The organism is Streptomyces sp. NRRL B-1347 (genome assembly GCF_000720325.1).
GTDB lineage: Bacteria > Actinomycetota > Actinomycetes > Streptomycetales > Streptomycetaceae > Streptomyces.
The window spans coordinates 1-23,630 of sequence record NZ_JOJM01000076.1 but is presented as its reverse complement, the minus strand read 5'-3'; the positions used below and the strand labels follow the sequence as shown (position 1 = coordinate 23,630).

The 23,630-nt window shown below is 73.0% G+C and carries 19 protein-coding genes; 9 read left to right on the top strand and 10 right to left on the bottom strand.

Annotated features, from left to right (window positions below; translation table 11 throughout):
* Positions 1–364: 364 nt before the first annotated feature.
* Entirely contained in the window at positions 365–931 is a 567-nt protein-coding gene (locus tag IG74_RS0138430; RefSeq protein WP_030687004.1) for a DJ-1/PfpI family protein, read from the top strand.
* A 132-nt stretch (positions 932–1,063) separates the two neighbouring features.
* On the opposite strand, the gene IG74_RS0138425 is transcribed toward IG74_RS0138430, so the two are convergent.
* Positions 1,064–1,741 carry an HAD family hydrolase gene (locus IG74_RS0138425; RefSeq protein WP_030687001.1) on the bottom strand — a complete coding sequence of 226 codons (678 nt, stop codon included), beginning with the start codon at positions 1,739–1,741 and terminating at the stop codon, positions 1,064–1,066.
* 71 nt (positions 1,742–1,812) lie between these two features.
* Positions 1,813–2,328: a DUF6912 family protein gene (locus IG74_RS0138420; RefSeq protein ID WP_030686999.1), complete on the bottom strand. Its 516-nt coding sequence runs from the start codon at positions 2,326–2,328 to the stop codon at positions 1,813–1,815.
* Between the two features lie 390 nt (positions 2,329–2,718).
* Here IG74_RS0138420 and IG74_RS53765 point away from each other — a divergent pair, with 390 nt between their 5' ends.
* On the top strand, positions 2,719–3,180 hold the full coding sequence (locus IG74_RS53765; protein ID WP_234334586.1) for an Rv3235 family protein: 462 nt from the start codon (positions 2,719–2,721) through the stop codon (positions 3,178–3,180).
* 110 nt (positions 3,181–3,290) lie between these two features.
* Here the strand turns inward: IG74_RS53765 and secA are convergent, their stop codons facing one another.
* A complete protein-coding gene (gene secA, locus IG74_RS0138410; RefSeq protein WP_030686994.1) occupies positions 3,291–6,140 on the bottom strand; it encodes a preprotein translocase subunit SecA in 2,850 nt (949 codons plus the stop codon).
* Between the two features lie 291 nt (positions 6,141–6,431).
* Here secA and IG74_RS0138405 point away from each other — a divergent pair, with 291 nt between their 5' ends.
* Together IG74_RS0138405 and IG74_RS0138400 are read left to right on the top strand one after the other, a co-directional pair.
* Complete coding sequence (locus IG74_RS0138405; RefSeq protein WP_030686992.1) at positions 6,432–7,010, top strand: GNAT family N-acetyltransferase; 579 nt, start codon at positions 6,432–6,434, stop codon at positions 7,008–7,010.
* Positions 7,011–7,304: 294 nt separating this feature from the next.
* The gene (locus tag IG74_RS0138400; protein WP_030686991.1) at positions 7,305–8,510 is read left to right on the top strand and encodes a winged helix-turn-helix domain-containing protein; all 1,206 of its coding nucleotides are present in this window, start codon (positions 7,305–7,307) and stop codon (positions 8,508–8,510) included.
* Between the two features lie 115 nt (positions 8,511–8,625).
* On the opposite strand, the gene IG74_RS0138395 is transcribed toward IG74_RS0138400, so the two are convergent.
* The 7 genes from IG74_RS0138395 to mtnA form a co-directional block, all read right to left on the bottom strand.
* Positions 8,626–9,369: a response regulator gene (locus IG74_RS0138395; RefSeq protein WP_030686988.1), complete on the bottom strand. Its 744-nt coding sequence runs from the start codon at positions 9,367–9,369 to the stop codon at positions 8,626–8,628.
* 197 nt (positions 9,370–9,566) lie between these two features.
* The gene (hpf, locus tag IG74_RS0138390) at positions 9,567–10,259 is read right to left on the bottom strand and encodes a ribosome hibernation-promoting factor, HPF/YfiA family (RefSeq protein ID WP_030686986.1); all 693 of its coding nucleotides are present in this window, start codon (positions 10,257–10,259) and stop codon (positions 9,567–9,569) included.
* Between the two features lie 315 nt (positions 10,260–10,574).
* The gene (locus IG74_RS0138385; protein WP_030686984.1) at positions 10,575–11,492 is read right to left on the bottom strand and encodes a ComF family protein; all 918 of its coding nucleotides are present in this window, start codon (positions 11,490–11,492) and stop codon (positions 10,575–10,577) included.
* 101 nt (positions 11,493–11,593) lie between these two features.
* Positions 11,594–13,438: an LpqB family beta-propeller domain-containing protein gene (locus tag IG74_RS0138380; protein WP_030686981.1), complete on the bottom strand. Its 1,845-nt coding sequence runs from the start codon at positions 13,436–13,438 to the stop codon at positions 11,594–11,596.
* Positions 13,428–15,575 carry an MtrAB system histidine kinase MtrB gene (gene mtrB / locus IG74_RS0138375; RefSeq protein ID WP_030686979.1) on the bottom strand — a complete coding sequence of 716 codons (2,148 nt, stop codon included), beginning with the start codon at positions 15,573–15,575 and terminating at the stop codon, positions 13,428–13,430. The genes IG74_RS0138380 and mtrB overlap by 11 nt, the downstream gene beginning before the upstream one ends.
* 1 nt (position 15,576) lies before the next feature.
* Positions 15,577–16,266, bottom strand: coding sequence for a two-component system response regulator MtrA (mtrA, locus tag IG74_RS0138370; RefSeq protein ID WP_189176211.1), 690 nt, complete (start codon positions 16,264–16,266; stop codon positions 15,577–15,579).
* A 4-nt stretch (positions 16,267–16,270) separates the two neighbouring features.
* Positions 16,271–17,425: an S-methyl-5-thioribose-1-phosphate isomerase gene (gene mtnA, locus IG74_RS0138365; protein ID WP_030686976.1), complete on the bottom strand. Its 1,155-nt coding sequence runs from the start codon at positions 17,423–17,425 to the stop codon at positions 16,271–16,273.
* A 335-nt stretch (positions 17,426–17,760) separates the two neighbouring features.
* On the opposite strand from mtnA, the gene IG74_RS0138360 reads away from it, so the two are divergent.
* The 5 genes from IG74_RS0138360 to IG74_RS0138340 are packed head-to-tail and all read left to right on the top strand — an operon-like array spanning position 17,761 to position 23,449.
* Positions 17,761–19,092, top strand: coding sequence for a membrane protein (locus IG74_RS0138360; RefSeq protein ID WP_030686974.1), 1,332 nt, complete (start codon positions 17,761–17,763; stop codon positions 19,090–19,092).
* Positions 19,093–19,096: 4 nt separating this feature from the next.
* Positions 19,097–19,849, top strand: coding sequence for a DUF4129 domain-containing protein (locus tag IG74_RS0138355; protein ID WP_037826785.1), 753 nt, complete (start codon positions 19,097–19,099; stop codon positions 19,847–19,849).
* The gene (locus IG74_RS0138350; RefSeq protein WP_051856289.1) at positions 19,846–21,159 is read left to right on the top strand and encodes a DUF4350 domain-containing protein; all 1,314 of its coding nucleotides are present in this window, start codon (positions 19,846–19,848) and stop codon (positions 21,157–21,159) included. Before IG74_RS0138355 ends, IG74_RS0138350 begins: the two co-directional genes overlap by 4 nt.
* Positions 21,159–22,139 (top strand): AAA family ATPase, encoded by a 981-nt coding sequence (locus IG74_RS0138345; protein WP_420710015.1) that lies wholly within the window; start codon positions 21,159–21,161, stop codon positions 22,137–22,139. The genes IG74_RS0138350 and IG74_RS0138345 overlap by 1 nt, the downstream gene beginning before the upstream one ends.
* Positions 22,139–23,449, top strand: a complete 1,311-nt coding sequence (locus IG74_RS0138340) for a DUF58 domain-containing protein (protein WP_030686966.1) — start codon at positions 22,139–22,141, stop codon at positions 23,447–23,449. Before IG74_RS0138345 ends, IG74_RS0138340 begins: the two co-directional genes overlap by 1 nt.
* Positions 23,450–23,630 lie beyond the last annotated feature (181 nt).

The following is a 23,630-nucleotide window of genomic DNA, read 5'->3' as shown; positions in this document are numbered from 1 at the left end:
TGTCCGCACCGCGGGAAAACGTCAGCGCGGCGCCCGGCACGGATGTCCTCCGTGCGTAGCGGGCGCAAGGCGGAGGCGGCGGTGCCTCCGCGGGATATCGCGCTGATCACGGGACAAGGCTATCGCCCCCCACCGGGAACTCGTCATGAGCCGTATGTGTACAAAACCTGGGCCCGAACTTTGACAGTCTGCACAGTCCCGGCCCCCTCGGCCCCCGTGCGGCCCGGGAGGCCCTCTTGGCAAACGTCCCCGCCGGAGGCACGTTGACCGGGACGGGCGCCACGAGGCGGCCGGCGCTAGGCGTACGAGGCGGCCGACGCGGCCGACGCGAGCCGTACGACGCGGCCGAGCAGGGAGCGAAGCCATGGCAGCCAAGATCCTGATCGTCACCGGTGACGCGGCGGAGTCACTGGAGGTCCTCTACCCGTACCAGCGACTGCGCGAGGAGGGGTACGACGTCCACATCGCCGCCCCGTCCCGCAAGAAGCTCCAGTTCGTCGTGCACGACTTCGAGCCGGGCTTCGACACCTACACCGAGAAGCCCGGCTACACCTGGCCCGCCGACCTGGCCTTCGCGGAGGTCGACCCCGGGCAGTACGTCGCCCTCGTGGTCCCCGGCGGGCGGGCGCCCGAGTACCTGCGCGGCGACCCCGAGCTCCGCAAGATCCTCAAGGCCTTCTTCGACGCGGACAAGCCGGTGGCGCAGATCTGCCACGGCCCCTTGCTGACCGCCGCCGTCGGCGGCCTCGCGGGCCGCCGCGTCACGGCCTATCCGGCCCTGGAGATCGACATGCAGACCGCCGGGGCCACCTTCCAGGACGCGGAGGCGGTCGTCGACGGCACGCTGGTCTCGGCGCGGGCGTGGCCGGACCACTCGCGCTGGATGCGCGAGTTCCTCACGGTCCTGAGGGCGAAGGCTCCGGTGACGTAGGTCCGCCGCTCCGCGGGGGCGCCGCGAGGCTGAGGCTGGGCTTGGGAGCCTGAGGCCTGGGGGTCTGGGGCCGGGGGCCTGGGGGCCTGGGGGTCTGAGGGCCTGAGGGCCTGAGGGCCTGAGGGCCTGGGGCTATGCCACCAGGCTCTCCGCGAGCTCCACGGCCTCGCCGAGGGAGTCCACGACGGGCACCCCGGCGACCTCGAGGCTGCCCCGGCTGTGCGACCCCCCGGTGTACAGCACGGCCCGCGCCCCCACGTGCGCCGCGGCGACCGCGTCGTCCACCGCGTCCCCGATCACGACGATCCGCGCCGCGTCGACCCCGTCGAGCGCCGCGAGGTGCCGCACCATCCGCTCGGCCTTGCCCGTGTGCGAGCCGTCCGTACGCCCGTCGATCCGCACGAACCGCTCGGCGATCCCGTGCCTGCGCACCAGCGGCACCAGCTGCTCGTGCGGCGCGAGCGACAGCAGGGACTGCGTCCGCCCCGCGGCCTGCCGCGTGGCGAGCAGCTCCGCCGCGCCCTCGGCGAGGGCGCACGCGTCCACCCGCGCCCCGTAGTGCTTGTGGAAGACGGCGTCCATCATCAGCCACTCGGCCTCCGTGGGCAGCCGCCCCATCAGCCGCTCGTAGAACCGCGGCACCGGCACGCAGTACAGCTCGCGATACCGCTCAAGGGTGATCGGCTCCAGGCCTATCTCGACGAACGACGCGTTCGTCGCGTCGATCACGGCGTGGATGTCGTGCAGAAGTGTGCCGTTCCAGTCCCAGACGATGTGGGCCCCGGCCGTCCCGCGCTGCAGCTTCCCCATGCACGAAACCGTACCCGGCCCCACTGACAGCACCGCCCCCACGGCCCCCTGGGGCCCGGGCGGCGGCCCCGCTAGGCGGCAGGGCCGACCAGGTTCGGGATCTCCTGCGTCGCGTACCAGAGCAGCTCGTGGTCCTCCGCGCCGTCCACGACGAACTGCGCGTCGTCGTCGCCCTGGTCCGCGGCGCCCAGCGCGTCCGCCGCGGCCGAGACGTCCCCGTCGGCGTCGTCCGCGTCCACGTGCACGGCCGCCGCCTTGGCCAGCGGCAGCGCGCCCGCGATCCGCACCTCGCCGAGCGCCCCCGCGTCCAGGCCCCGGTCGGGGTCGGCCACGGCGGCGCCGTCCGGCACGTCCGCCGCGAGGACGACCCGGCGCCGCGCGGTGCCGGGCTCCCCCGCGAGCAGCCGCAGCGAGGCGAGCGCCGCCCGGTTGAGGGCCGCGTACTCCAGCTCCTCGATGTCGTCGGAGACGTACCACTCGCGCAGCGCGGGCGTCACGGCGTACGCGGTCAGCGGCCCGGGACCCACCTCGCCCGCCTCGTGCGCCTGCGCGAGACGGGGCAGTGTCAGGGGTACGTACACGCGCATGGCTTGGCCGCTTTCGTAGTCGCCGAAGGCTCCCGGCAGGGGCCTTCAGGATACGTGCGCGGGTCCCCCTTCGAGGTGCTGCCCGAGCCCGTCGCGGCGTCCACCGCCGTCCGGCGCTTCACCCGGACCGGCCCCGTGGCCACGGGGCCGCGACCCCCTGCGCTCACCCTGATGAGCGAATCGCCCGGCCGGGCCCGGCGCCCCCTCGGGAGCGTTGCCACGGCCGCCTCCGCCGCCGTACAAGGTCCGAGTGAAGTTACCCCTCGGTATCCCGACTCCTGGTCGTGCGTCCCGGGGGCCGCTCCCGTCCGCCCGCGCCCTTACGGAGGCCCCGCCGTGCCCCAGTCCCCCACACCGCCGCCGACAGCCGCCCCCGGCATGCCGAAGGTCATGACCCGTCCCCGCCGCCCGGCGGGCACCCGTCCGGCCGCGTCCCGGCCACCGGCGGGCCGTCCGCCCGGCCGCCCCGACCCGCGCCGCCCCGGCTCCCGTTCGCACCGCGTGCCCGCGCAGCCTCCGCCGCACCCGGCCGAGCTCTTCACGGAGCTGCTGTTACTGGTGCTCAGCGGCCAGCGCCCGGTCCACGCGGTGGCACGGCACGTCGCCCACACCGCCTACGACGACCTGGTCCGGCTCGCCGAGCTGCTGCCGCTGCGCTCCGTGGGCGGCCACCGGCCCGCCGTGCGACGCGTCGGCCACTACGAGGTGCGGCCCGGCGTCTACGAGGTCTTCGCCCGCGTCGGCGCGGGCCCGGCGCTGCGCGCCCTGGCGTTCCGCCTGCACCGGGGCGACGACGAACGCTGGCGCTGCACCGCCGTGGAGGTCGACAGCGGCGTACGGCACCAGGCGTGAGCCCAGCGAGCGCCGGGGAGTGCCAGGCCGGGGAGCGTCAGGGAACGCCGAAGGGCCGGGCGCCCACCGGCACCCGGCCCCACTCGGTTCGCGCCCGAAGCGCTCGGCGGCTACTTCTTGCGGCGCCGTCCGCCCTTCTGGGCCTTGCGGCGCTCCGCGCGCGTCATGCCGTCACCGGACGCGGACGTGCCCGCGGGCTCGCCGGAGGTCGTGAAGTCGCCCTCGTCGACACCGCCCTCGGCGTTCGGCGCCTGGAAGTGCAGGCGGTCGGGGCGCTGCGGGGCGTCCAGGCCCTTGGCGCGGATCTCCGGGCGGGGGGCGCCGGCCGGAACCGCGTCCTGCGCGCCGTCCTTCGTCAGGGACGGCGCGGCGTCGGCCACGGGGACCTCCTCGACCTGCTGCTCGACCTGGACCTCCAGGTTGAACAGATAGCCGACGGACTCCTCCTTGATGCCGTCCATCATGGCGTTGAACATGTCGAAGCCCTCGCGCTGGTACTCGACCAGCGGGTCCTTCTGCGCCATGGCGCGGAGGCCGATGCCCTCCTGGAGGTAGTCCATCTCGTAGAGGTGCTCGCGCCACTTGCGGTCGAGGACCGACAGGACCACGCGGCGCTCCAGCTCCCGCATGATCTCGGAGCCGAGCTGCGTCTCGCGGGACTCGTACTGCTGGCGGATGTCTTCCTTGATGGCGTCCGAGATGAACTCGGCGGTCAGGCCGGCGCGGTCGCCGACCTCGTCCTCGAGCTCCTCGATGGTGACCTTCACCGGGTACAGCTGCTTGAAGGCGCCCCAGAGGCGGTCGAGGTCCCACTCCTCCGCGAAGCCCTCGGCGCTCTCCGCCGCGACGTACGCGTCGATGGTGTCGTCCATGAAGTGCTGGACCTGCTCGTGCAGGTCCTCGCCCTCCAGGACGCGGCGGCGCTCGCCGTAGATGACCTCGCGCTGGCGGTTGAGGACCTCGTCGTACTTGAGGACGTTCTTACGCGTCTCGAAGTTCTGCTGCTCGACCTGCGACTGGGCGGAGGCGATGGCGCGCGTGACCATCTTGTTCTCGATCGGCACGTCGTCCGGCACGTTCGCCATGGACATCACGCGCTCGACCATCTGAGCCTTGAACAGGCGCATGAGGTCGTCGCCGAGCGAGAGGTAGAAGCGCGACTCACCGGGGTCGCCCTGACGGCCGGAGCGACCGCGCAGCTGGTTGTCGATGCGGCGCGACTCGTGCCGCTCGGTGCCGAGGACGTAGAGCCCGCCGAGGGCCTTGACCTCTTCGAACTCGGCCTTGACCGCCTGCTCGGCCCGCTCCAGGGCGGCGGGCAGCGCGTGCGCCCACTCCTCGATGTGCTCCTCGGGGTCGAGGCCCTGCTGGCGCAGCTCGGCCTCGGCGAGGTCCTCGGGGTTGCCGCCGAGCTTGATGTCCGTACCACGACCGGCCATGTTCGTGGCCACGGTCACGGCGCCCTTGCGGCCGGCCTGGGCGACGATCGTCGCCTCCCGGTCGTGCTGCTTGGCGTTGAGCACCTCGTGCTGGACGCCGCGCTTGGACAGCTGCTGCGAGAGGTACTCGGACTTCTCGACCGACGTCGTGCCGACGAGGATCGGCTGCCCCTTGTCGTGCTTCTCCGCGATGTCGTCGACGACGGCGGCGAACTTGGCGACCTCGGTGCGGTAGATCAGGTCGGACTGGTCCTTGCGGACCATCGGCCGGTTCGTCGGGATCGGGACGACGCCGAGCTTGTAGATCTGGTGGAACTCGGCGGCCTCGGTCATGGCCGTACCGGTCATGCCGGAGAGGCCGGGGACTTCCTTGCCCTCGTGGTCCTTGCGCTTGTAGAGGCGGAAGAAGTTCTGCAGGGTGATCGTGGCGAGGGTCTGGTTCTCGTCCTTGATGTCCACCCCTTCCTTCGCCTCGATCGCCTGGTGCATGCCCTCGTTGTAGCGGCGGCCGGCGAGGATACGGCCGGTGTGCTCGTCGACGATCATGACTTCGCCGTCGATGACGACGTAGTCCTTGTCCTTCTTGAACAGTTCCTTGGCCTTGATGGCGTTGTTCAAGTAGCCGACGAGCGGGGTGTTCACCGACTCGTAGAGGTTGTCGATGCCCAGCCAGTCCTCGACCTTGGCGACGCCGGACTCGTGGATGCCGACGGTGCGCTTCTTCTCGTCGACCTCGTAGTCCCCGGTCTCCTCGATGCCCTTGAGGGGTTCGCCGGGCTTGCCCTTGGTGAGGCGGGTGACCAGCTTGGCGAAGTCGCCGTACCACTTGGTGGCCTGGTCGGCGGGGCCGGAGATGATCAGCGGCGTACGCGCCTCGTCGACGAGGATCGAGTCCACCTCGTCGACGATCGCGAAGTTGTGGCCGCGCTGGACCAGCTCGTCCTTCGACCACGCCATGTTGTCGCGGAGGTAGTCGAAGCCGAATTCGTTGTTCGTGCCGTACGTGATGTCGCAGTTGTACATCTCGCGGCGCTGCGCGGGCGGCATGTTCGCCAGGATGCAGCCGACGGTCAGGCCGAGGAACTTGTGGACGCGGCCCATCATTTCGGAGTCGCGCTCGGCCAGGTAGTCGTTGACCGTGATGAGGTGCACGCCCTTGCCCGAGAGCGCGTTCAGATACGCGGGCAGAGTGCCGACCAGCGTCTTGCCCTCACCGGTCTTCATCTCCGCGACATAACCGAGGTGCAGGGCGGCGCCGCCCATGATCTGCACGTCGTAGTGGCGCTGGCCGAGGGCTCGCTTGGCGGCCTCGCGCACGGTCGCGAACGCCTCCGGCAGCAGGTCGTCGAGCGTTTCGCCGTCGGCGTAGCGCTCCTTGTACTCCGCCGTCAGCGCGCGCAGCTCGGCGTCGGAGAGGACCGTGAAGTCCTCCTCGATGGAGTTGACCTGGTCCGCGATGCGGTGCAGCTTGCGCAGGATCTTGCCTTCGCCTGCACGCATGATCTTCGAGAGGACGGACACGGGGGTTGGTCTCCTTGCCGGTCGGGCCTGGCATGGTCGGTTGTACTCGTCGGGCAACGGCCATCGTATGCGAGGACCCCACCACGCCGGGAGGTCTGCCAGTACGTCAACGCTCGGGCCGCCTGGAAGGTGCCGCATACCGGACCATCCGCCGGTGGATCCGCCCAGCGCTGAATCGCTCCGGCGACGCCCGCGGCCCGCGCCGGTACCGGGCCCCGGTGGCCTCCCCGGACCGGGCGGGAGCCCTCAAACCGCTGGCGCCGCCCGGGGCACCCCGCGCAGAATCGGCCGATGGAGCCCGTCACCCTCACCACCGAACGCCTGCTGCTGCGCACCTTCACGTCCGCCGACACGGACGAGGTGTACGCGGCGTGCCAGGACCCCGACATCCAGCGCTGGACGACCATTCCGTCGCCCTACGCGCGCGTGGACGCCGAGGGCTTCACCGGCCGCATGGTCCCCGACGGCTGGCGCCACGACATCGAGTACACCTTCTCCGTACGCCCCCGTGAGGGCGGCCCGCTCCTGGCCGCGACGAGCCTGCACCACCCGCGCGCGGGCAGCTGGGAGATCGGCTTCTGGACCGCCAAGGAGCACCGGGGCCAGGGTTATATGACGGAGACCGTCCGGGCGATGGCCCACTGGGCGTTCACGCGCCTCGGCTGCACGCGCCTGGAGTGGCGCGCCGAGGTGGGCAACCGGGGCTCCCGCGCGGTCGCCGAGAAGGCGGGCTTCACCGTCGAGGGCACCCTCCGCGCGGCCCTGCCCAACAAGAACACCCTCCGCGACTGCTGGGTCGGCGCCCTCCTCCCCACGGACATCGGCCTGCCGTCCCACCAGCAGTACCTGTCGAGCCCGTCGGGCGTCTGAGGGCGTCGAGCGTCTGAGCCCATCGGGCGCGGGAGGCCGTCGGGCGCGGGAGGCCGTCCGCGCGTGACCGTCAGAGCGTCCGCACGTGAGGACGGAGGCGTCCGCGCGTGAGCGTCAGGGCGTCCGCACGTGAGGACGGAGGCGTCCGCGCGTGAGCGTCAGGCCGTCCGCACGTGAGGGCAGAGGCGTCCGCGCATGGGGACAGAGGCGCGGAGCGTGCTGCCGGACGCGGCGGGGCGTCCCGCGCGGGCCCGACCGCGCCCGAGTGTCAGACCCTCCCCCTATCGTTCCCCCATGACCGAGCCCACCCGCACTCCGCGCCCCGAGGCCACCCTCACCGCCGACGAAGCCCGCCGCCTGGCCCTGCGGGCCCAGGGCTTCCTCGGCGCCCCCGACCGCAAGGCAGGCGTCCGCGGCGTCCTGCGCCACCTGGGCGCGGTACAGCTCGACACGATCTCGGTCCTGGCCCGCTCCCACGAGCTGATCCCGTACGCGCGCCTGGGCGCGGTGGGCCGCAAGCAGGTCGAGTCGGCGTACTGGACGGCCACGCCCCCCGGCACGTCCCCAGCGCACCCGCACGCCTTCGAGTACTGGTCCCACGCCGCCTGCATCCTCCCCATCGAGGAGTGGCCCCACTTCGCCTTCCGCCGCCGCGCCTACCGCGCCCGCCCGCACTGGCACCACAACCTCCCGAACGGCGCGTACGACCAGGTCATCAAGCAGCTCCGCGCCGAAGGCCCGCTCACGGCCACCGAGTTGGGCGGCGCGAAGAACAAGGGCGAGTGGTGGGACTGGTCCGACTCCAAGATCGCGGTGGAGCGCGCGCTGATGCACGGCGAGGTGGTGTGCGTGGAGCGCCGCGGCTGGAAGCGGGTGTACGACCTCGCGGAGCGCGCCATCCCCGACGACCTGCTCCACGACGACCTGGACGACCGCGAGTGCCTGCGCCGCCTGGTCGCCCTGGCCGGCCAGGCCCTCGGCGTGGGCACGCGCGCGGACATCGCGGACTACCACCGCCTCAAGGGCGAGCAGTTCGACGCGGTCGTCGCGGACTCGGGCCTGGTGCCGGTGACGGTCGAGGGCTGGGACAAGCTCGCCTGGGCGGACCCCGAGGCCCTCGCGGCGCCCCCGCGCGGCCGCCACCGCACGACGCTCCTGTCGCCCTTCGACTCCCTGATCTGGGAGCGGGCCCGCACGGAGCGGATCTTCGGCTTCACCCACCGCCTGGAGGCGTACGTCCCGAAGCCGAAGCGCATCCACGGCTATTTCGCGATGCCGGTCCTCGCGGGCGGCCGCCTGGTGGGCCGGGTGGACCCGGCGCGCGAGGGCGGCACGCTGGTCGCCAAGCAGGTGTCCCTGGAGGGCCCCAAGGCGGTGCCCGCGGTCGCTCAGGCCCTCCTGGAGGCGGCGGAGTGGGTGGGCTGCGACGCCGTGCGTGTGGAGCGCGTGGCGGACCGCCCCGAGCTGACGGCCGACCTGGTCCGCGCCCTGGGCCGCTGACGGCGTCCCGGACGGACACCGGCGGCGGGGACCGGACGCACGCCGACGACGGTCCCGGCCCGCCCGGCCCCCGGGCGCCTCGGCTGTGGCACGGGGCCCGGGCGGGCCGGGCCGGTCACCGGATCTCGAGGATCTTCTCCCGCATCGCGTACACCACGGCCTCCATCCGGGAGTGCAGCTGGAGCTTCTCCAGGATGTTGCGCACGTGGTTCTTCACGGTGTTCTCGGAGATGAACAGCTCCTTGGCGATGTCCCGGTTGTTCATGCCCGTGGCCACCAGCTTGAGGACTTCGAGCTCCCGGTCGGTGAGCCGGGGCGCCGGCACGAGTCGCCGCTCGTCGGTGCGCTGGATCATCGACTTGAACTCCGTGAGCAGCTTCGACGCCATCGACGGACTGATCTGCGACTGCCCGTCGGCGACCGCGCGGATCGCCGTGGCGACCTCGTCCGTGGAGATCTCCTTGAGCAGATAGCCGGTGGCGCCCGCCTTGATCGCGTCGTAGAGGTCGGCCTCCTCGTCGCTGATCGTCAGCATGATGATCTTGGCGCTGGGGGCCACCTCCTTGATGGAGGTACAGGCCTCGATGCCGCCGCGCTTGGGCATCCGCACGTCCATGAGCACGATGTCCGGCAGCAGATCCGCGGCCTTGTCCACCGCCTCCGCTCCGTCACCCGCCTCCCCGACGACCTGGATGTCCTCCTCGGCGGCGAGGACGATCTCCAGGCCGCGACGGAAGAGCGCGTGGTCGTCCACCACAAGGACCCGGATGGGCTCCTTGCGCGGGGCGCCCGCGTCCGTGCCGATGCCGATGCCGTCCCCGGCATCCTCGTTCCGCATCGGTCCGAAGCTGTCCGCCATCGTTCCTCCCCCTGAAGGCCAGGGCCAGTGTCTTGCCTTGGCTGCACCAACCCTAGGCAGGGTCAAGCGGGTTGGGCCGTCGGGCCCATGATTCCATGCCCGGCGCCCGAGCCGTGCGCGCAGTGGTCGCACGGGGGTGCCCCTGGGGGCGCACACGCGCTCCAGGGGCACCGGCCTACGCGCTCCGTGAGGGGGCGTCAGCCGCCGAGGGCGCTGCCTCCGCCGGCCGCCTGCGGCTGGGTGACCATGGGGTCCGCGTTGAGGTGGATCACGCCGTAGTCGTAGGCGTGCCGCCGGTAGACGACGCTCGGTTCCTTGGTCTCGGAGTCGATGAACAGGTAGAAGTCGTGGCCGACCAGCTCCATCTCGTAGAGCGCCTGGTCGAGCGACATGGGGGCCGCGACGTGCGTCTTCTCGCGGACCACGAGGGGGCCTTCGCCCTGGATCTCCAGCGAGCCGATCCTGGTGGTCGGCACGCCCTCGGGCTCTTCGTCGTGGGCCAGGGTGCCGTCCCCGTTGAGATGCGCCGCGTCCGGCACGCGGCTGGCGACCTCGGCGGCGGTGAGCCTGCCGGTGCCACGCCTGTTGTGCCGCTTCTCGTGCTGCTTGCGCAGCCGGGCTTCGAGCTTGGCGGTGGCCAGGTCGAGTGCCGCGTACGGATCCGATGCAGAGGCCTCGGCCCGGATCACGGGTCCGCGCCCGCGGACGGTGATCTCCACACGGTCGGAACGGTCGGCCTGACGCGGGTTGGTTTCCTTGGACACCTCGACGTCGAGGCTGATCACCTTGCCGTCGAGCTTCTGGATCTTGTCCAGCTTCAGCTTCTCGGCCACGTGCTTGCGGAACCGCTCGGGCACCTCGGTCTTGCGGCCCTTGACGACGATGTCCACGCAGAACTCCGTTCCCGGATCGCTCCGCCACCTCGGCGGAGCTGCTCCCTTTTGCACCAGACTCCGGGAACTCCCGGAGTCTCGGACTCGGTGACTTCCACCTCCTCCTCCCCCGTGGGCAAGATCTCCACCCACCGGCCCCGGGTGATTGCGGAAAACCCACGAGCCGGCATTCCGATATGCGAGGAAGCGCTGTCCGCTGCTCCTCACAACCGAACATATCTCGCCCGGACGGATGTCGTCACCCTCTACTGAGACGTACCTCCATTCGGGTGTCCTGACCCTCTCACTACCTGCAACGATGAAAGTTCTCAGTCAGTTCCGGTTTATTTCGAAGGAATCCGGTGAGGCCGCCACGACTGCCGCACTGACCGTCTTTGCGGCGCCCTTTGCCCCGACCACCAGGGCATTAGCGGTCGCACCCGCGGTGCCGTTCTCCTCGCCGCGGCTTGGCTGGTTCCCTATCTGGTTCTCCGCCCCGTTCCGTGCTTGGTGCCGCCCGGTCTGGTGCGCTTGGTCATCTCCTTCCCCCTGTACGCCGTCTACGCCACCCAACGCCCGTGCCGCCTCCGTGAGGGACGCGCCGGTCGTCATGAGGTCGTCCACCACGACGACGTGCCCCGCGCCCCGCAGCAACGGCCCGGCGCCGGGGACCGCCCCCAGCGCGCCCGACAGATTCGCCCGCCGCTCGCGGGAGTTGAGACCCGCCTGGTCGGCGACCGGCCGCCGCTGCCGCAGCGCCCCGAGCACCCGCGCGGGCACCCCGCGGCGGCGCAGCTCGCCCGCCGCCGCGAGCGCGATGCGCCGCACGGGGTCGTGCCCCCGCGCCCGCACCGCACGCCCCGCGGACGGCACCGGGACGAGCAGCACGGAGGCCCCACCGGCGCCCCAGGCGGCCGTGTCACGCCCCCGGGCCGCGCCCCGCACCTCCTCACCGCCGCACGTCAGCGAGGCCCGCACCGCGCCCGCGAGCGCCTCGCCGAGCGGCCCGACGAGCGCCAGCGCGCCCCGCTCCTTGTGTGCGAGCAGAACCGCCCGCACCGCTTCCTCGTACGCCGCCGCCGCGTGCACCACCGGAAGGCCCGGCGGCTCCGGCGCCGGCCGCACCCTGCGCGGCGCGGCCCCGCACAGAGCGGCCCGGCACCGCGCGCACAGCGCCACCCGAGGCGTCCCGCAGCCTCCGCACTCGGCCGGCAGCACCAGACCCGTGAGGTCCTGCCACCACCCCCGCATGTCCACCACTGTGCCAATGCGGGGGCCACCCTGCCACCCCTGTGGATAACCCCCTGTGGACAACCGCCCACACCCCGGCTGAGCTGCGTCGACGCGCCGCGTCAGCCGGGATAGACCGGCCCCGTACCGTCCTTGCCCACCGTCTGCCACTGCGCCCCCGACGGCAGCCGCACGATGCCGTCGTCCGAGTGCGCGAGCAGCGGCTGCGTCTCGTCCTCGGACGCGGCGATCTCCTTCACGCCGGTCAGACCGGGCAGCGTCGCGCCCGCGCGTGCCGAGCCGTCGCACTGGACGTACCGCATCTGCTGCACGCCCCCGGACTCGCGGCCGACCACCACGAGGCGGCTCGGGCCCGCCCAGGACATGGCCGTGACCTCCTCCATCTGCGGTGCCGCCGCGCGCGGCTCGACGACGGAGATCTCCGGCTGCTCGCCCTTGCCGCCCGAACGCTCGACGCGGCCGATGCGCAGCGACGTCTTGTCGCCCTTCTTCACCAGGAGCGCGATGCGCACGCCGTCGGCCGACACCCGGACCGCCTCGATGCGCCCGTCCAGACCCGACACCCTGACCTGCACCGGCTCGCCCGTGCCCTGGTCGAGCCAGAGGAGCCGCGGCCGCTTCCGGTCCCGGTCGGCCACCCACAGGTCGCCCCGCCCGTCCCAGCTGGGCGTGGACAGGCCCTGGTCCGGCGTCTTGCCCCGCGAGCGCAGCTCGGGACCGCCGAGCGAGCCGCCGACCAGGGACGCCGTGTACAGCCTGTGCCCGTCGGCCGAAACCCCGGCCGCGCGCACCTCGTTGCGCGACACCGCGACGGACTGGAGCTCCTCCTCCGGCTGGCCGAACGGCCCGGACACCGGCTCGGGCTTGGCGTTGCTCCCCGCGTTGCCCGGCATCCGCACCAGGCGCTGTTTGTCGTCGACGAAGTACTGGTAGGACGGGCGGTTCGTGCTGCGCGGCGACGCGACCGTCTCGGCGCGGTCCTTGCCGAGCACGCACAGCTGCGAGCCGCCCTCGCGCCGCAGCTCCACCTGCTCCACGCCGGACGACGTCAAGTCCTGGAGGGTGAAGAGCAGTTGCGCGGCCATCTCGGTGCACCGCTCCTGGCCGACCCGGCCGCCGCGCCCGCTCAGGGGCACCACCAGCTTGTTCTTGTCGTCCGGCGCCAGCGACTTGGCGTCCGGCGCGAGCCGCGTCCCGGTGTCGAACCGCGAGTTGACCACCGGTTCCAGCCAGTGCGTCGGCCCGTCCAGGAGCGACTTCACCGTCTCCGTCAGCGGGTCGATGCGCTGCCGTACGTAGATGGGGTCGGCGACGAGCGCCTTGGGGCCGCCGCCGCGGGTCCCCGCCCCGGGCTCGGCGAAGTAGTACTTGTTGACCGCTTCGTAGTTCCGCTCGAAGTCCGACTCGCCGAGCACGATGCCCTTGGGCAGCCGGTCGATGCGCCACACCCGGCCGTTCTGCCCGCTCTGCTGCGACAGGTGCACGGTCTGCGCGTACGACTTCTCGTCGGGCACGTACGCGTGCTGCTTGTTCACCGTCGCGACCTGGCGTCCGGTCAGCGAGTACGTCCTGCCGCCGCCGCTGTCGTTGCCCAGGTTGTCCGCGACCGTGTTCGGGCCGTCCGCGAGGACCGTGGTGGAGTGCTCCGGGTCCCACGCCGCGGACGCGTCCTTCGTGAGGTACTTGCGGGCGATCGTGAAGTCCGGGTCGTCACTGGTCAGCGCCTCGAGGAAGCCCTGGACGATGTCCACCGCGCGCGCGTTCTCGGACGGCGGGATCGCGTACACGCGCACCTGGGACTGCGAGTCGGGGCGCTGGGAGGCGTCGACCTTCTTCAGGTTGCCCCCGTCGGGCATGGACGCGCACCCGGCGAGCAGCACCGCGCAGGCGGTGAGCGCGAGTCCGGCCCGCAGCGGGCGGCCGCGCCCGTTCCGTTCAGCGTGCACGCGAGGCTCCCTCTTCCTCGTCGGCGCCAGGCCTGCCGTTCCTGCCCGTGTCCGGCCCGCCGCCACTGCCCGCTCCCGGCTCGTCGTCCTTCTCCGCCGTGGTGCCGTCCCGGTCAGTTCCCCGACCCGGTACGTCACCGCGCGGCTCGCCTGTCCGCTCGTCCCCCGGCACCAGGGGCTGGCGCGGCACCACGCGCGCGCCGTTGCCCGGCAGGGCCGTCGGGTCCACGTCCAGGGCCGCCGCCTGGACGAGCCGCGGCGCGATCGGCGCCTTCGCGGGCACGGGCGGAGGCGTCTGCTCCTGCGGCTGGTGCGGCACGGTGGCCCGCTTGCCGCCGCCCCCGCGCGGCAGCCCCGCGGCCTCCCGCTCGCGGTGACGCCGCGAGTCGTCGGGTTCGAGGGGTATCGGCGAGCCCCGAAGGACCTCGTCGGCCGTACGCGGAAGCGTGAGCCGGAACTGCGAGCCGCCGCCCGGCTCTCCCCAGGCCTGCAGCCAGCCGCCGTGCAGCCGCGCGTCCTCCAGGGCGATGGACAGGCCGAGGCCCGTACCACCGGTCGTACGCGCGCGTGCCGGGTCGGCCCGCCAGAAGCGGCTGAAGACGCGGGTCGCCTCGCCGGGCTTGAGCCCGACGCCGTAGTCCCGCACCGCGACGGCGACCGCGCCGCCCGCCGCCGCGAGCTTGACGATGACGTCCTGGCCCTCGCCGTGCTCCACGGCGTTGACCACGAGGTTCCTGAGCACCCGCTCCACGCGCCGCGCGTCGGCCTCGGCGACCACGGGCTGCTGGTCGCCGACGACCCGTATGCGGGTGCCCTTGCGCTCCGCGAGCGGCTCGGCGCCGCCCACCACGCGGCGCACCACCTCGCGCAGGTCTATCGGCTCGGCCTCCAGGGCCGCCGCGCCCGCGTCGAAGCGGCTGATCTCCAGCAGGTCGGCGAGCAGCGACTCGAAGCGGTCCAGCTGGTCGGCGAGCAGCTCCGCGGAGCGCGCCGTGATCGGGTCGAAGTCCACGCGGGCCTCGTGGATGACGTCGGCCGCCATCCGCACGGTGGTCAGGGGCGTACGCAGCTCGTGCGACACGTCCGACACGAACCGGCGCTGCATCCGCGACAGCTCCTCCAGCTGCTGGATCTTCAGCTGGAGGTTCTGCGCCATCTTGTTGAAGGCCTCGCCGAGGCGGGCGATGTCGTCCTCTCCGGTGACCTTCATGCGCTCCTGGAGACGCCCGGCGGACAGCCGCTCGGCGATCCCGGCCGCCATCCGCACCGGCGTGACGACCTGGCGCACGACCAGCCAGGCGATGGCACCGAGGAGCACCACCACGAACAGGCCCGCCGTCGCGAGCGTGCCGCGCACCAGCCGCATCGACTCCTCTTCCTGCGTCAGCGGGAAGAGGTAGTACAGCTGGTACGAGTCGCCGTTGAGGTCGCTGAGCTGCTTGCCGATCACCAGGCCCGCCTGCGACGCGCGGTGGTCGATGAAGTCGATGCGGGTGTTGCTCTGGTAGGCGAGCGTGCCTTCGCCGACCTTCTCGCGCACCTCTTCGGGCACGCTCTGGATCGGGTCCACGCCACCGGAGGCACGCGGTCCGCGCACACTGCCGACGTCACCCGTGTTGGAGCTCAGTGTCACTACGTAGAAGGCGTTCTGCCCGCCGCTCGCGAGCTGCTCAGCCAGCTCCGACATCCACACGGCGGCGTTCTGCGCGGTGGGACCGTCGGCGCCGTCGCCCTGCGGGGAGGTCGGGCGCGCGGAGTTGGCCTTCTCCTGGGCGACCTTGAAGCCGCCGTCGGCCTGGCTCTGGGAGGCGTTGACCTTCGCCTTGAGCAGGCCGTTGCTGACCGAACTCATGACGACGAAGCCGAGCAGCAGCACCACGCCCAGCGACATCAGGAGGGTCGTGACGACGACCCGCAGCTGGATGTTGCGCCGCCACAGCCGCATCACGGGCAGCAGCGGGCGGCGCACCCAGCGCGTGAAGAGCCGCAGCACGGGGCTGCCCTGCACCCCGCCCTGAAGCATCAGGCCACTGTCGACGAGGGCCCCGAACCGGGACCCCCGCCGTGGCGGCCGCACAGTCCGCCCCGGTCGCGCTCCCGGGTCGCCGGGCGCCGGAGCGGAACTGTCCTTGGACACGTCAGCTCGGTCCGGCCTTGTAACCGACGCCGCGGACGGTCACCACGATCTCCGGCCGCTCCGGGTCCCGCTCGACCTTGGAGCGCAGGCGCTGCACATGCACATTCACCAGGCGGGTGTCGGCGGCGTGGCGGTATCCCCACACCTGCTCGAGCAGCACCTCGCGCGTGAACACCTGCCACGGCTTGCGGGCAAGCGCCACCAGGAGGTCGAACTCCAGCGGCGTCAGCGCGATGGACTGCCCGTCCCGCTTCACGGAGTGCCCCGCCACGTCGATGACCAGGTCACCGATGGCCAGCTGCTCCGGCGCGGGCTCCTCGGAGCGACGCAGGCGCGCCCGGATGCGGGCCACCAGCTCCTTGGGCTTGAACGGCTTGACGATGTAGTCGTCAGCCCCCGACTCGAGACCGACCACCACATCCACGGTGTCGCTCTTGGCCGTGAGCATGACGATCGGCACCCCGGACTCCGCCCTGATCAGGCGGCACACCTCGATGCCGTCCCGACCGGGCAGCATCAAGTCCAGGAGCACCAGATCAGGCTTGGCCTCCCGGAAAGCGGCCAGCGCCTTGTCGCCATCAGCAACGAACGACGGCTCGAAACCCTCACCACGCAGCACAATCCCGAGCATCTCGGCCAGTGCGGTGTCGTCGTCGACGACAAGGACTCGTCCCTTCATGCCTGACATCATCCCATTAGCTAATCGTTACCTGGCGTGACCTGGCACACAGCTCGGCAAGGGCCTCCGCTGTCACCGGCGACACGACGCCTTCCTCCGTGACGATGGCCGTCACCAACTCGGGCGGCGTCACGTCGAAGGCAGGGTTGTAGGCCTGCGTCCCCAACGGCGCCACCGGAATTCCCCCTCCCGCCTCCACTCCCGCTCCCGCCACCGGCACGAAGGGCGCCGTGACCTCCGTCACCTCGTGGGAGGCCCGCTGCTCGACCTCGATGGAGGCGCCGTCCGGGGTCTCCGGGTCCACGGTCGTCACCGGTGCCACCACGACGAACGGCACGTGGTGATAGCGGGCGAGGACCGCGAGCGGATAGCTCCCCACCTTGTTGGCCACCGAACCGTCGGCCGCGATCCGGTCGGCACCGATCAGCACCGCGTCGACCTCACCGGCCGCGAACAGCGACCCCGCCGCGTTGTCCGTGAGCAGGGTGTACGGCATGCCGTTGCGCGCCGCCTCGTACGCCGTGAGCCGGGCGCCCTGGAGCAGCGGCCGCGTCTCGTCGACCCACAGCCTGCGCAGCCGGCCCGTGCGATGGGCCGCGAGCGCCACCGCGAAGGCCGTGCCCTCGCCGCCTGAGACCAGCGCCCCCGTGTTGCAGTGGGTGAGGACCCGGTGCCCGCCACCGGGCAGCAGCTCGTCGAGCAGGGCCAGACCGTGCACCGCCATCCGCGCGCTGGCCTCGGCGTCCTCCTGGTGCAGCGCCCTCGCCGCGGCGAGGGCGGCGCTCGCCGCGCCCCGCTGATCCGCGCCGCCCGCGACCGCGCCGCGGTACGCCGCCTGGGCCCTGCGCACCCCGTACGCGAGGTTCACGGCGGTGGGCCGCGCTGCCGCGAGCGCATCGGCCGCCTCGTCGACGTCGAAGCCCCGGGCCGCGGCCAGCGCGACGCCGTACGCCCCGGCGATGCCGAGCACCGGCGCCCCGCGCACGGCGAGCGTCCGGATCGCCTGCACCAGGGCGGGCGCGTCCGTGCACACCAGCTCGGTCTCCTCGCCCGGCAGCCTGGTCTGGTCGAGGAGGACGAGAACGGGGCCCTCGGGCGGCTCGTCCCACCGGATCGTGGGGATCGCGGCGGCCGCGGAGGTCTCCGGACTCCCGGGAATCGCGGCGGCCACGGGGGTACCGGGGATCCCGGACGCTCCGGGGATGCCGGACGCACCTGGGATGCCGGAGGCGTCGGGCGCGCCGGGCGCACCTGGGCCGCCGGGGGTCCCTGAGTCACTGCCAGAAGTCGTCGGGGGCGATGTCGGCCGTACGTCCTCGCCGGATTGCGCGTACTGATCAGCCATCCGCCCAGTCTGCCCGCTACCCGTCGGACAATAGAAGGTGTCAAGGCCGGACAGCACGCGGTCTCCGGGCCACCGTGCCTGGTCCCCGGGCCACCGCCCCGTGGCACGATGGCAGCCAACCCGCCGCCGCGACCGCGGACGGGCACTGCGAAGGAGCGACGATGAACGACACTCCGGGCTGGGCCTCGCCCGGATCCGCCCCCTCCGACGGCCACGGCTCCGGCGAGCAGGAGTCCAAGGCACCCCAGGACCAGCCGAGCGGCCCGTCCTCGAAGTGGTCGAAGGAACAGCCGCCGCCCGCCCAGTGGTCCGCGCCCGGCACGCCGGGCCCCGGTCAGACCCCGCCCCCGCCCGCTCCTCCCGGCCAGGGCCCCGGCGGCGGACAGGGCTGGGGAGGCCCCACCGGCGGCCCGGGCGGCGGCCAAGGCGGCCCCGGAGGTCCCGGTGGCCCAGGCGGCCCCTATCGCGGCTGGGGCGCCTGGCAGGGCCCGCCCGCCGCCGCCAAGCCCGGTGTCATCCCGCTCCGCCCGCTCGCCGTCGGCGAGATCCTGGACGGTGCGGTCTCCACCATGCGCACGTACTGGCGCACGGTCCTCGGCATCTCGCTGACCGTCGCCGTCGTCACCGAGCTCGTCGTCATCCTCCTCCAGGGGCTCGTCCTCAACGACTCCGCCGACACCGACGCCCTTGACGACCCGAGCGCGACCGTCGGCGAGGTGACCCGCGCCCTCGGCGCCACGCTCGCGGGCAGCGGCGTCGTCCTGGCCATCACCCTGCTCGGCACGATCGTGGCGACCGCCCTGCTCACCATGGTCACCAGCCGCGCCGTGCTCGGCAGGTCGGTGACCACGGCGGAGGCCTGGCGGGACGCCCGCCCGATGCTGCCCAAGCTGCTCGGCCTCACCCTGCTCCTTCCGCTCATCGCGGTGGGCATCGTCGCGGTCGGCACCCTCCCCGGCGTGCTGATCGCCGCCCTTGGGGCCACCGACGTCGGCGTCACCCTCGCGGTGCTCGGCGGCATCGGCTCGGGCATCGTCGCCATCTGGCTGATGGTCCGCCTCTCGCTCGCCTCCCCGGCCCTGATGCTGGAGAAGCAGGGCGTGAAGAAGTCGATGAGCCGGTCCGCGAAGCTGGTCGACCGCTCCTGGTGGCGGGTCTTCGGCATCCAGCTCCTTGCCGCCGTCATCGCGAACGTCATCTCGTCGATCATCGTCATCCCGTTCACCGTCATCGCGGGCGCGCTCAGCGGCGACAGCGTCTCCAACCTCCTGGACAGCGGCACCGGAGACGTCGGCTGGACCTTCCTGATCGTCAGCGGCATCGGGCAGGTGATCGGCTCCATGCTCACGTTCCCGATCAACGCGGGCGTCGCCGTGCTCCTCTACATCGACCAGCGGATCCGCCGCGAGGCCCTGGACCTGGAGCTGGCCCGCGCGGCCGGCGTCCCGGGCCACGGCGACTCCGACACGCCCGGCAGCACCCCGGGGAGCTGATGCGGTGACCCTGGCGGGGGCAGTACTCAACCGGCTCGGCACGGCCGTCCCGTCGTCGCTCCCCGGCTTCGGGACGGCTCCGTCGCTGCCGCGCACCGGCGACGAACCGCCGGTGACCGTCCCGCGGGACCCCGCGCGGGAGGCCGCCGAGAACGAGCTGTCCAAACCGGCGTACCACGAGAACGACCCCGGCCTCTTCCAGCGCGCCCTGAACCGCTTCTGGGAGTGGGTGAGCGACCTGCTCAACGCCGCCTCCGGGGCGGCTCCGGGCGGCGGATTCGGCCTGGTCGTCATCGTCCTCGCCGTGGTCGCCGTCGTCGCGGCCCTGTGGTGGCGCCTGGGCACGCCCCGCCGCTCCCCCGCCGCCTCGGCCGCCCTCTTCGACGACCGCCCCCGCAGCGCCGCCGAGCACCGCGCGACCGCCGAGGCGCACGCCGCCCAGGGCCACTGGAACCAAGCCGTCCAGGAGCGGATGCGCGCCGTCGTCCGCTCGCTCGAGGAGCGCGCCCTGCTCGACCCGCGCCCCGGCCGCACGGCGGACGAGGCCGCCGCCGAGGCCGGCCGCACCCTGCCCGCGCACGCCACCGAGCTGCACACCGCGGCCCGGGACTTCGACGACGTCACGTACGGCGGCCGCAGCGCCGACACGGCGGCGTACCACCGCGTCGCCCGGCTCGACGAGACCCTGGAGCGCGCCAAGCCGGTGCTCACCACCGCGGGCGCGCCCCCCACCAGCTCCCCCGGAGCCAACGGATGACCGGCCCCACGAGCCCCGCGAACGCACCAGGCACCTCCGAGGACGCCCCGCCGCGGACCGCCGCCCCGCCCACCGAGGCCCCGGCGGATACGCACGCAGAGGCCCCGGACCAGACGTCTCCACCCGCCGGAACGTCCCTCTCGCCCACCCCCCGCCAGCTCTGGACCCGCACCCGGGGCATCGCCCTCGCGCTCGTCGTCATCCTGGCCGCGGGCATCGCCATCGCCGCCGTCCGCTCCGGCGCCCAGCACGGGCGCCTGGACCCGCGCTCCGCCGACGCCTACGGCAGCCGTGCCGTCGCCGAACTCCTCGACGACCGGGGCGTGTCCACGCGCGTGGTCACCACCACCGAGGAGGCCCGGTCCGCCGCGGGCCCGGACACCACGCTCCTCGTGGCCGACCCGGACGTCCTCACCGAGGGCCAGCAGTCCCGGCTGCACGCCGCCACCGAGGGCTCCGGAGGCCGCACCGTCCTGGTCGCCCCCAACACCCTCTCGGTCTCGACCCTCGCCCCCGGGGTCACCGCGGACTCCGCCCGCAGCCTCGACTCGACGCTGTCCCCCGGCTGCTCCCTGCCCGCCGCCCGCCGCGCGGGCACCGCCGACGTCGGCGGCATCCGCTACGAGACGCTCGCCCCCGCCGCCGACTCCTGCTACTCCAGCGACGGCCTGCCCAGCCTCCTGCGCCTGCCCGCCACGGCGGCCTCCGGGGACACGAAGGGCGACACCGTCGTCCTCGGCGCCCCCGACATCCTCTACAACGACCGTCTCGACGAGCACGGCAACGCCTCGCTCGCCCTGCAACTCCTCGGTTCCCGCCCCCACCTGGTCTGGTACCTCCCCTCGCTCGCCGACGACGCCGTCGACGACAGCGCCGACGAGAGCTTCTTCGACCTGATCCCCTCCGGCTGGCTCTGGGGCACGCTGCAGCTCGCCGTCGCCGCCGCGCTCGCCGCCCTGTGGCGCGCCCGCCGCCTCGGCCCGCTCGTCCCCGAGAAACTCCCCGTCGCGATCCGCGCCTCCGAAGCCGTCGAAGGCCGCGCCCGCCTCTACCGCAAGGCCGACGCCCGCGACCGCGCCGCCGCGGCTCTTCGCTCGGCCACCCGCACCCGCCTCGCCCCCCTCGTCGGCGTCCCCACCGCCCGGGCCCACTCGCCCGAGGCGCTCCTGCCCGCCCTGACCAGCCGCCTGCGCACGCCGGGCCGGGACCCGCACCCCCTCCTCTTCGGCCCGCCGCCCGGCGACGACGCAGGGCTCATCGCCCTCGCCGACCAACTCGACGCCCTCGAAAGTGAGGTACGTAGTTCATGATGGACCCGACCACTGACAACGCCGGGAGCTCCGACCGCGCCCGCTCCTCCCTCGAGGCCCTGCGCACCGAGATCTCCAAGGCCGTGGTCGGCCAGGACCCCGCCGTCACCGGCCTCGTCGTGGCCCTGCTCTGCCGCGGCCACGTCCTGCTCGAAGGCGTCCCCGGCGTCGCGAAGACCCTGCTGGTACGCGCCCTCGCCGCGTCCCTGGAACTCGACACCAAGCGCGTCCAGTTCACCCCCGACCTGATGCCGAGCGACGTCACGGGCTCCCTCGTCTACGACGCCCGCAGCACGGAGTTCTCCTTCCAGCCGGGCCCGGTCTTCACCAACCTCCTGCTCGCCGACGAGATCAACCGCACCCCGCCCAAGACGCAGTCCTCCCTGCTCGAAGCGATGGAGGAGCGCCAGGTCACGGTCGACGGCACCCCGCGCCTCCTGCCCGACCCGTTCCTCGTGGCCGCCACGCAGAACCCCGTCGAGTACGAGGGCACGTACCCCCTGCCCGAGGCCCAGCTGGACCGCTTCCTCCTCAAGCTGACGGTGCCCCTGCCCGCCCGCGAGGACGAGATCGCCGTCCTGCAGCGCCACGCGGAAGGCTTCAATCCGCGCGACCTGCGCGCCGCGGGCGTGCGCCCCGTCGCGACCGCCGCCGACCTCGAAGCCGCCCGCTCAGCCGTCGCCAAGACCGCGGTCTCCCCCGAAATCGCTGCCTACGTAGTAGACGTCTGCCGCGCGACCCGCGAATCGCCGTCCCTCACGCTCGGCGTCTCCCCGCGCGGCGCAACGGCTCTGTTGTCGACGGCCCGCGCGTGGGCCTGGCTGACCGGCCGCGACTACGTCATCCCCGACGACGTGAAGGCCCTCGCCCTGCCCACGCTGCGCCACCGCGTCCAGCTGCGCCCCGAGGCCGAGATGGAAGGCGTGACGGCCGACTCCGTCATCACCGCAATCCTCAACCACGTCCCGGTGCCCCGCTGATGGCCCCCACCGGCCGCGCCGCCCTCCTGGCGGCGCTCGGCTCCCTCCCTGTGGGCCTCCTGGAACCCAGCTGGACCGGCATCCTGGCCGTCAACGCCCCACTGGCCCTGGCCTGCGCCTGTGACTACGCCCTTGCCGCGCCGGTACGCCGGCTCGGCCTGACCCGCTCCGGCGACACCACCGTGCGCCTCGGCGAGCCCGTGGACGTCCAGCTCACCGTCACCAACCTCACCAAGCGCCCGTTGCGCGCCGAGGTCCGTGACGCCTGGCCTCCCAGCAGCTGGCAGCCCGGCACCGAAGTCGCCGCCTCCCGGCACCGGTTGGACGTCCCTTCGGGCGAGCGCCGCCGCCTCACCACACGCTTGCGCCCGACCCGCCGCGGCGACCACCGCGCGGACCGCGTCACGATCCGCTCGTACGGCCCGCTCGGTCTGTTCACCCGCCAGGGCGGCCACCGCGTCCCCTGGGCCCTGCGTGTCCTGCCGCCCTTCGCGAGCCGCAAGCACCTGCCGTCCAAGCTGGCCCGGCTGCGCGAGCTCGACGGCCGCACCAGCGTGTTGATCCGCGGTCAGGGCACCGAATTCGACAGCCTCCGTGAGTACGTTCCCGGGGACGACACCCGCTCCATCGACTGGCGCGCCACCGCCCGCCAGTCCGCGGTGGCCGTCCGCACCTGGCGTCCGGAGCGCGACCGCCACATCCTGCTGGTCCTCGACACCGGCCGCACCTCCGCGGGCCGTGTCGGCGACGCTCCCCGCCTCGACTCCTCCATGGACGCCGCCCTGCTCCTCGCTGCGCTGGCGTCCCGGGCGGGCGACCGCGTCGACCTCCTCGCCTACGACCGCCGCGTGCGCGCCCTGGTCCAGGGCAAGGCCGCGGGCGACGTGCTCCCCTCCCTCGTGAACGCCCTGGCCACCCTGGAACCGGAACTCGTCGAGACGGACGCCCGTGGCCTGACCGCGACGGCACTCCGCTCGGCCCCTCGCAGCTCGTTGATCGTGCTGCTGACCAGCCTCGACACGGCCCCCATCGAGGAGGGCCTGCTCCCGGTGCTCTCCCGTCTCACCCAGCGCCACACGGTCCTCGTCGCGTCGGTCGCGGACCCGCACATCGCGAAGATGGCCACGTCCCGGGGCACCGCGGAGGCGGTGTACGACGCCGCAGCCGCCGCCCAGGCCCAGGCGGAGCGGCGGCGCACCGCGGAACAGCTCATCCGCCATGGCGTCACGGTCGTGGACGCCACCCCTGACGACCTGGCCCCGGCGCTGGCAGACGCCTATCTCTCCCTCAAGGCAGCGGGCCGCCTCTAATACACACAAGCGGTGCGCATGGGAGGCGGCCCTGAGGTCTGGCCCAGAATTCTGGCCGGGAATTCTGGTCCGGAATTCCGGTCGTGAACGCAGAAAACCCCCGTGCCCAAAGGCACGGGGGTTTCCCATCACAATTAGTTCGGCGGCGTCCTACTCTCCCACAGGGTCCCCCCTGCAGTAC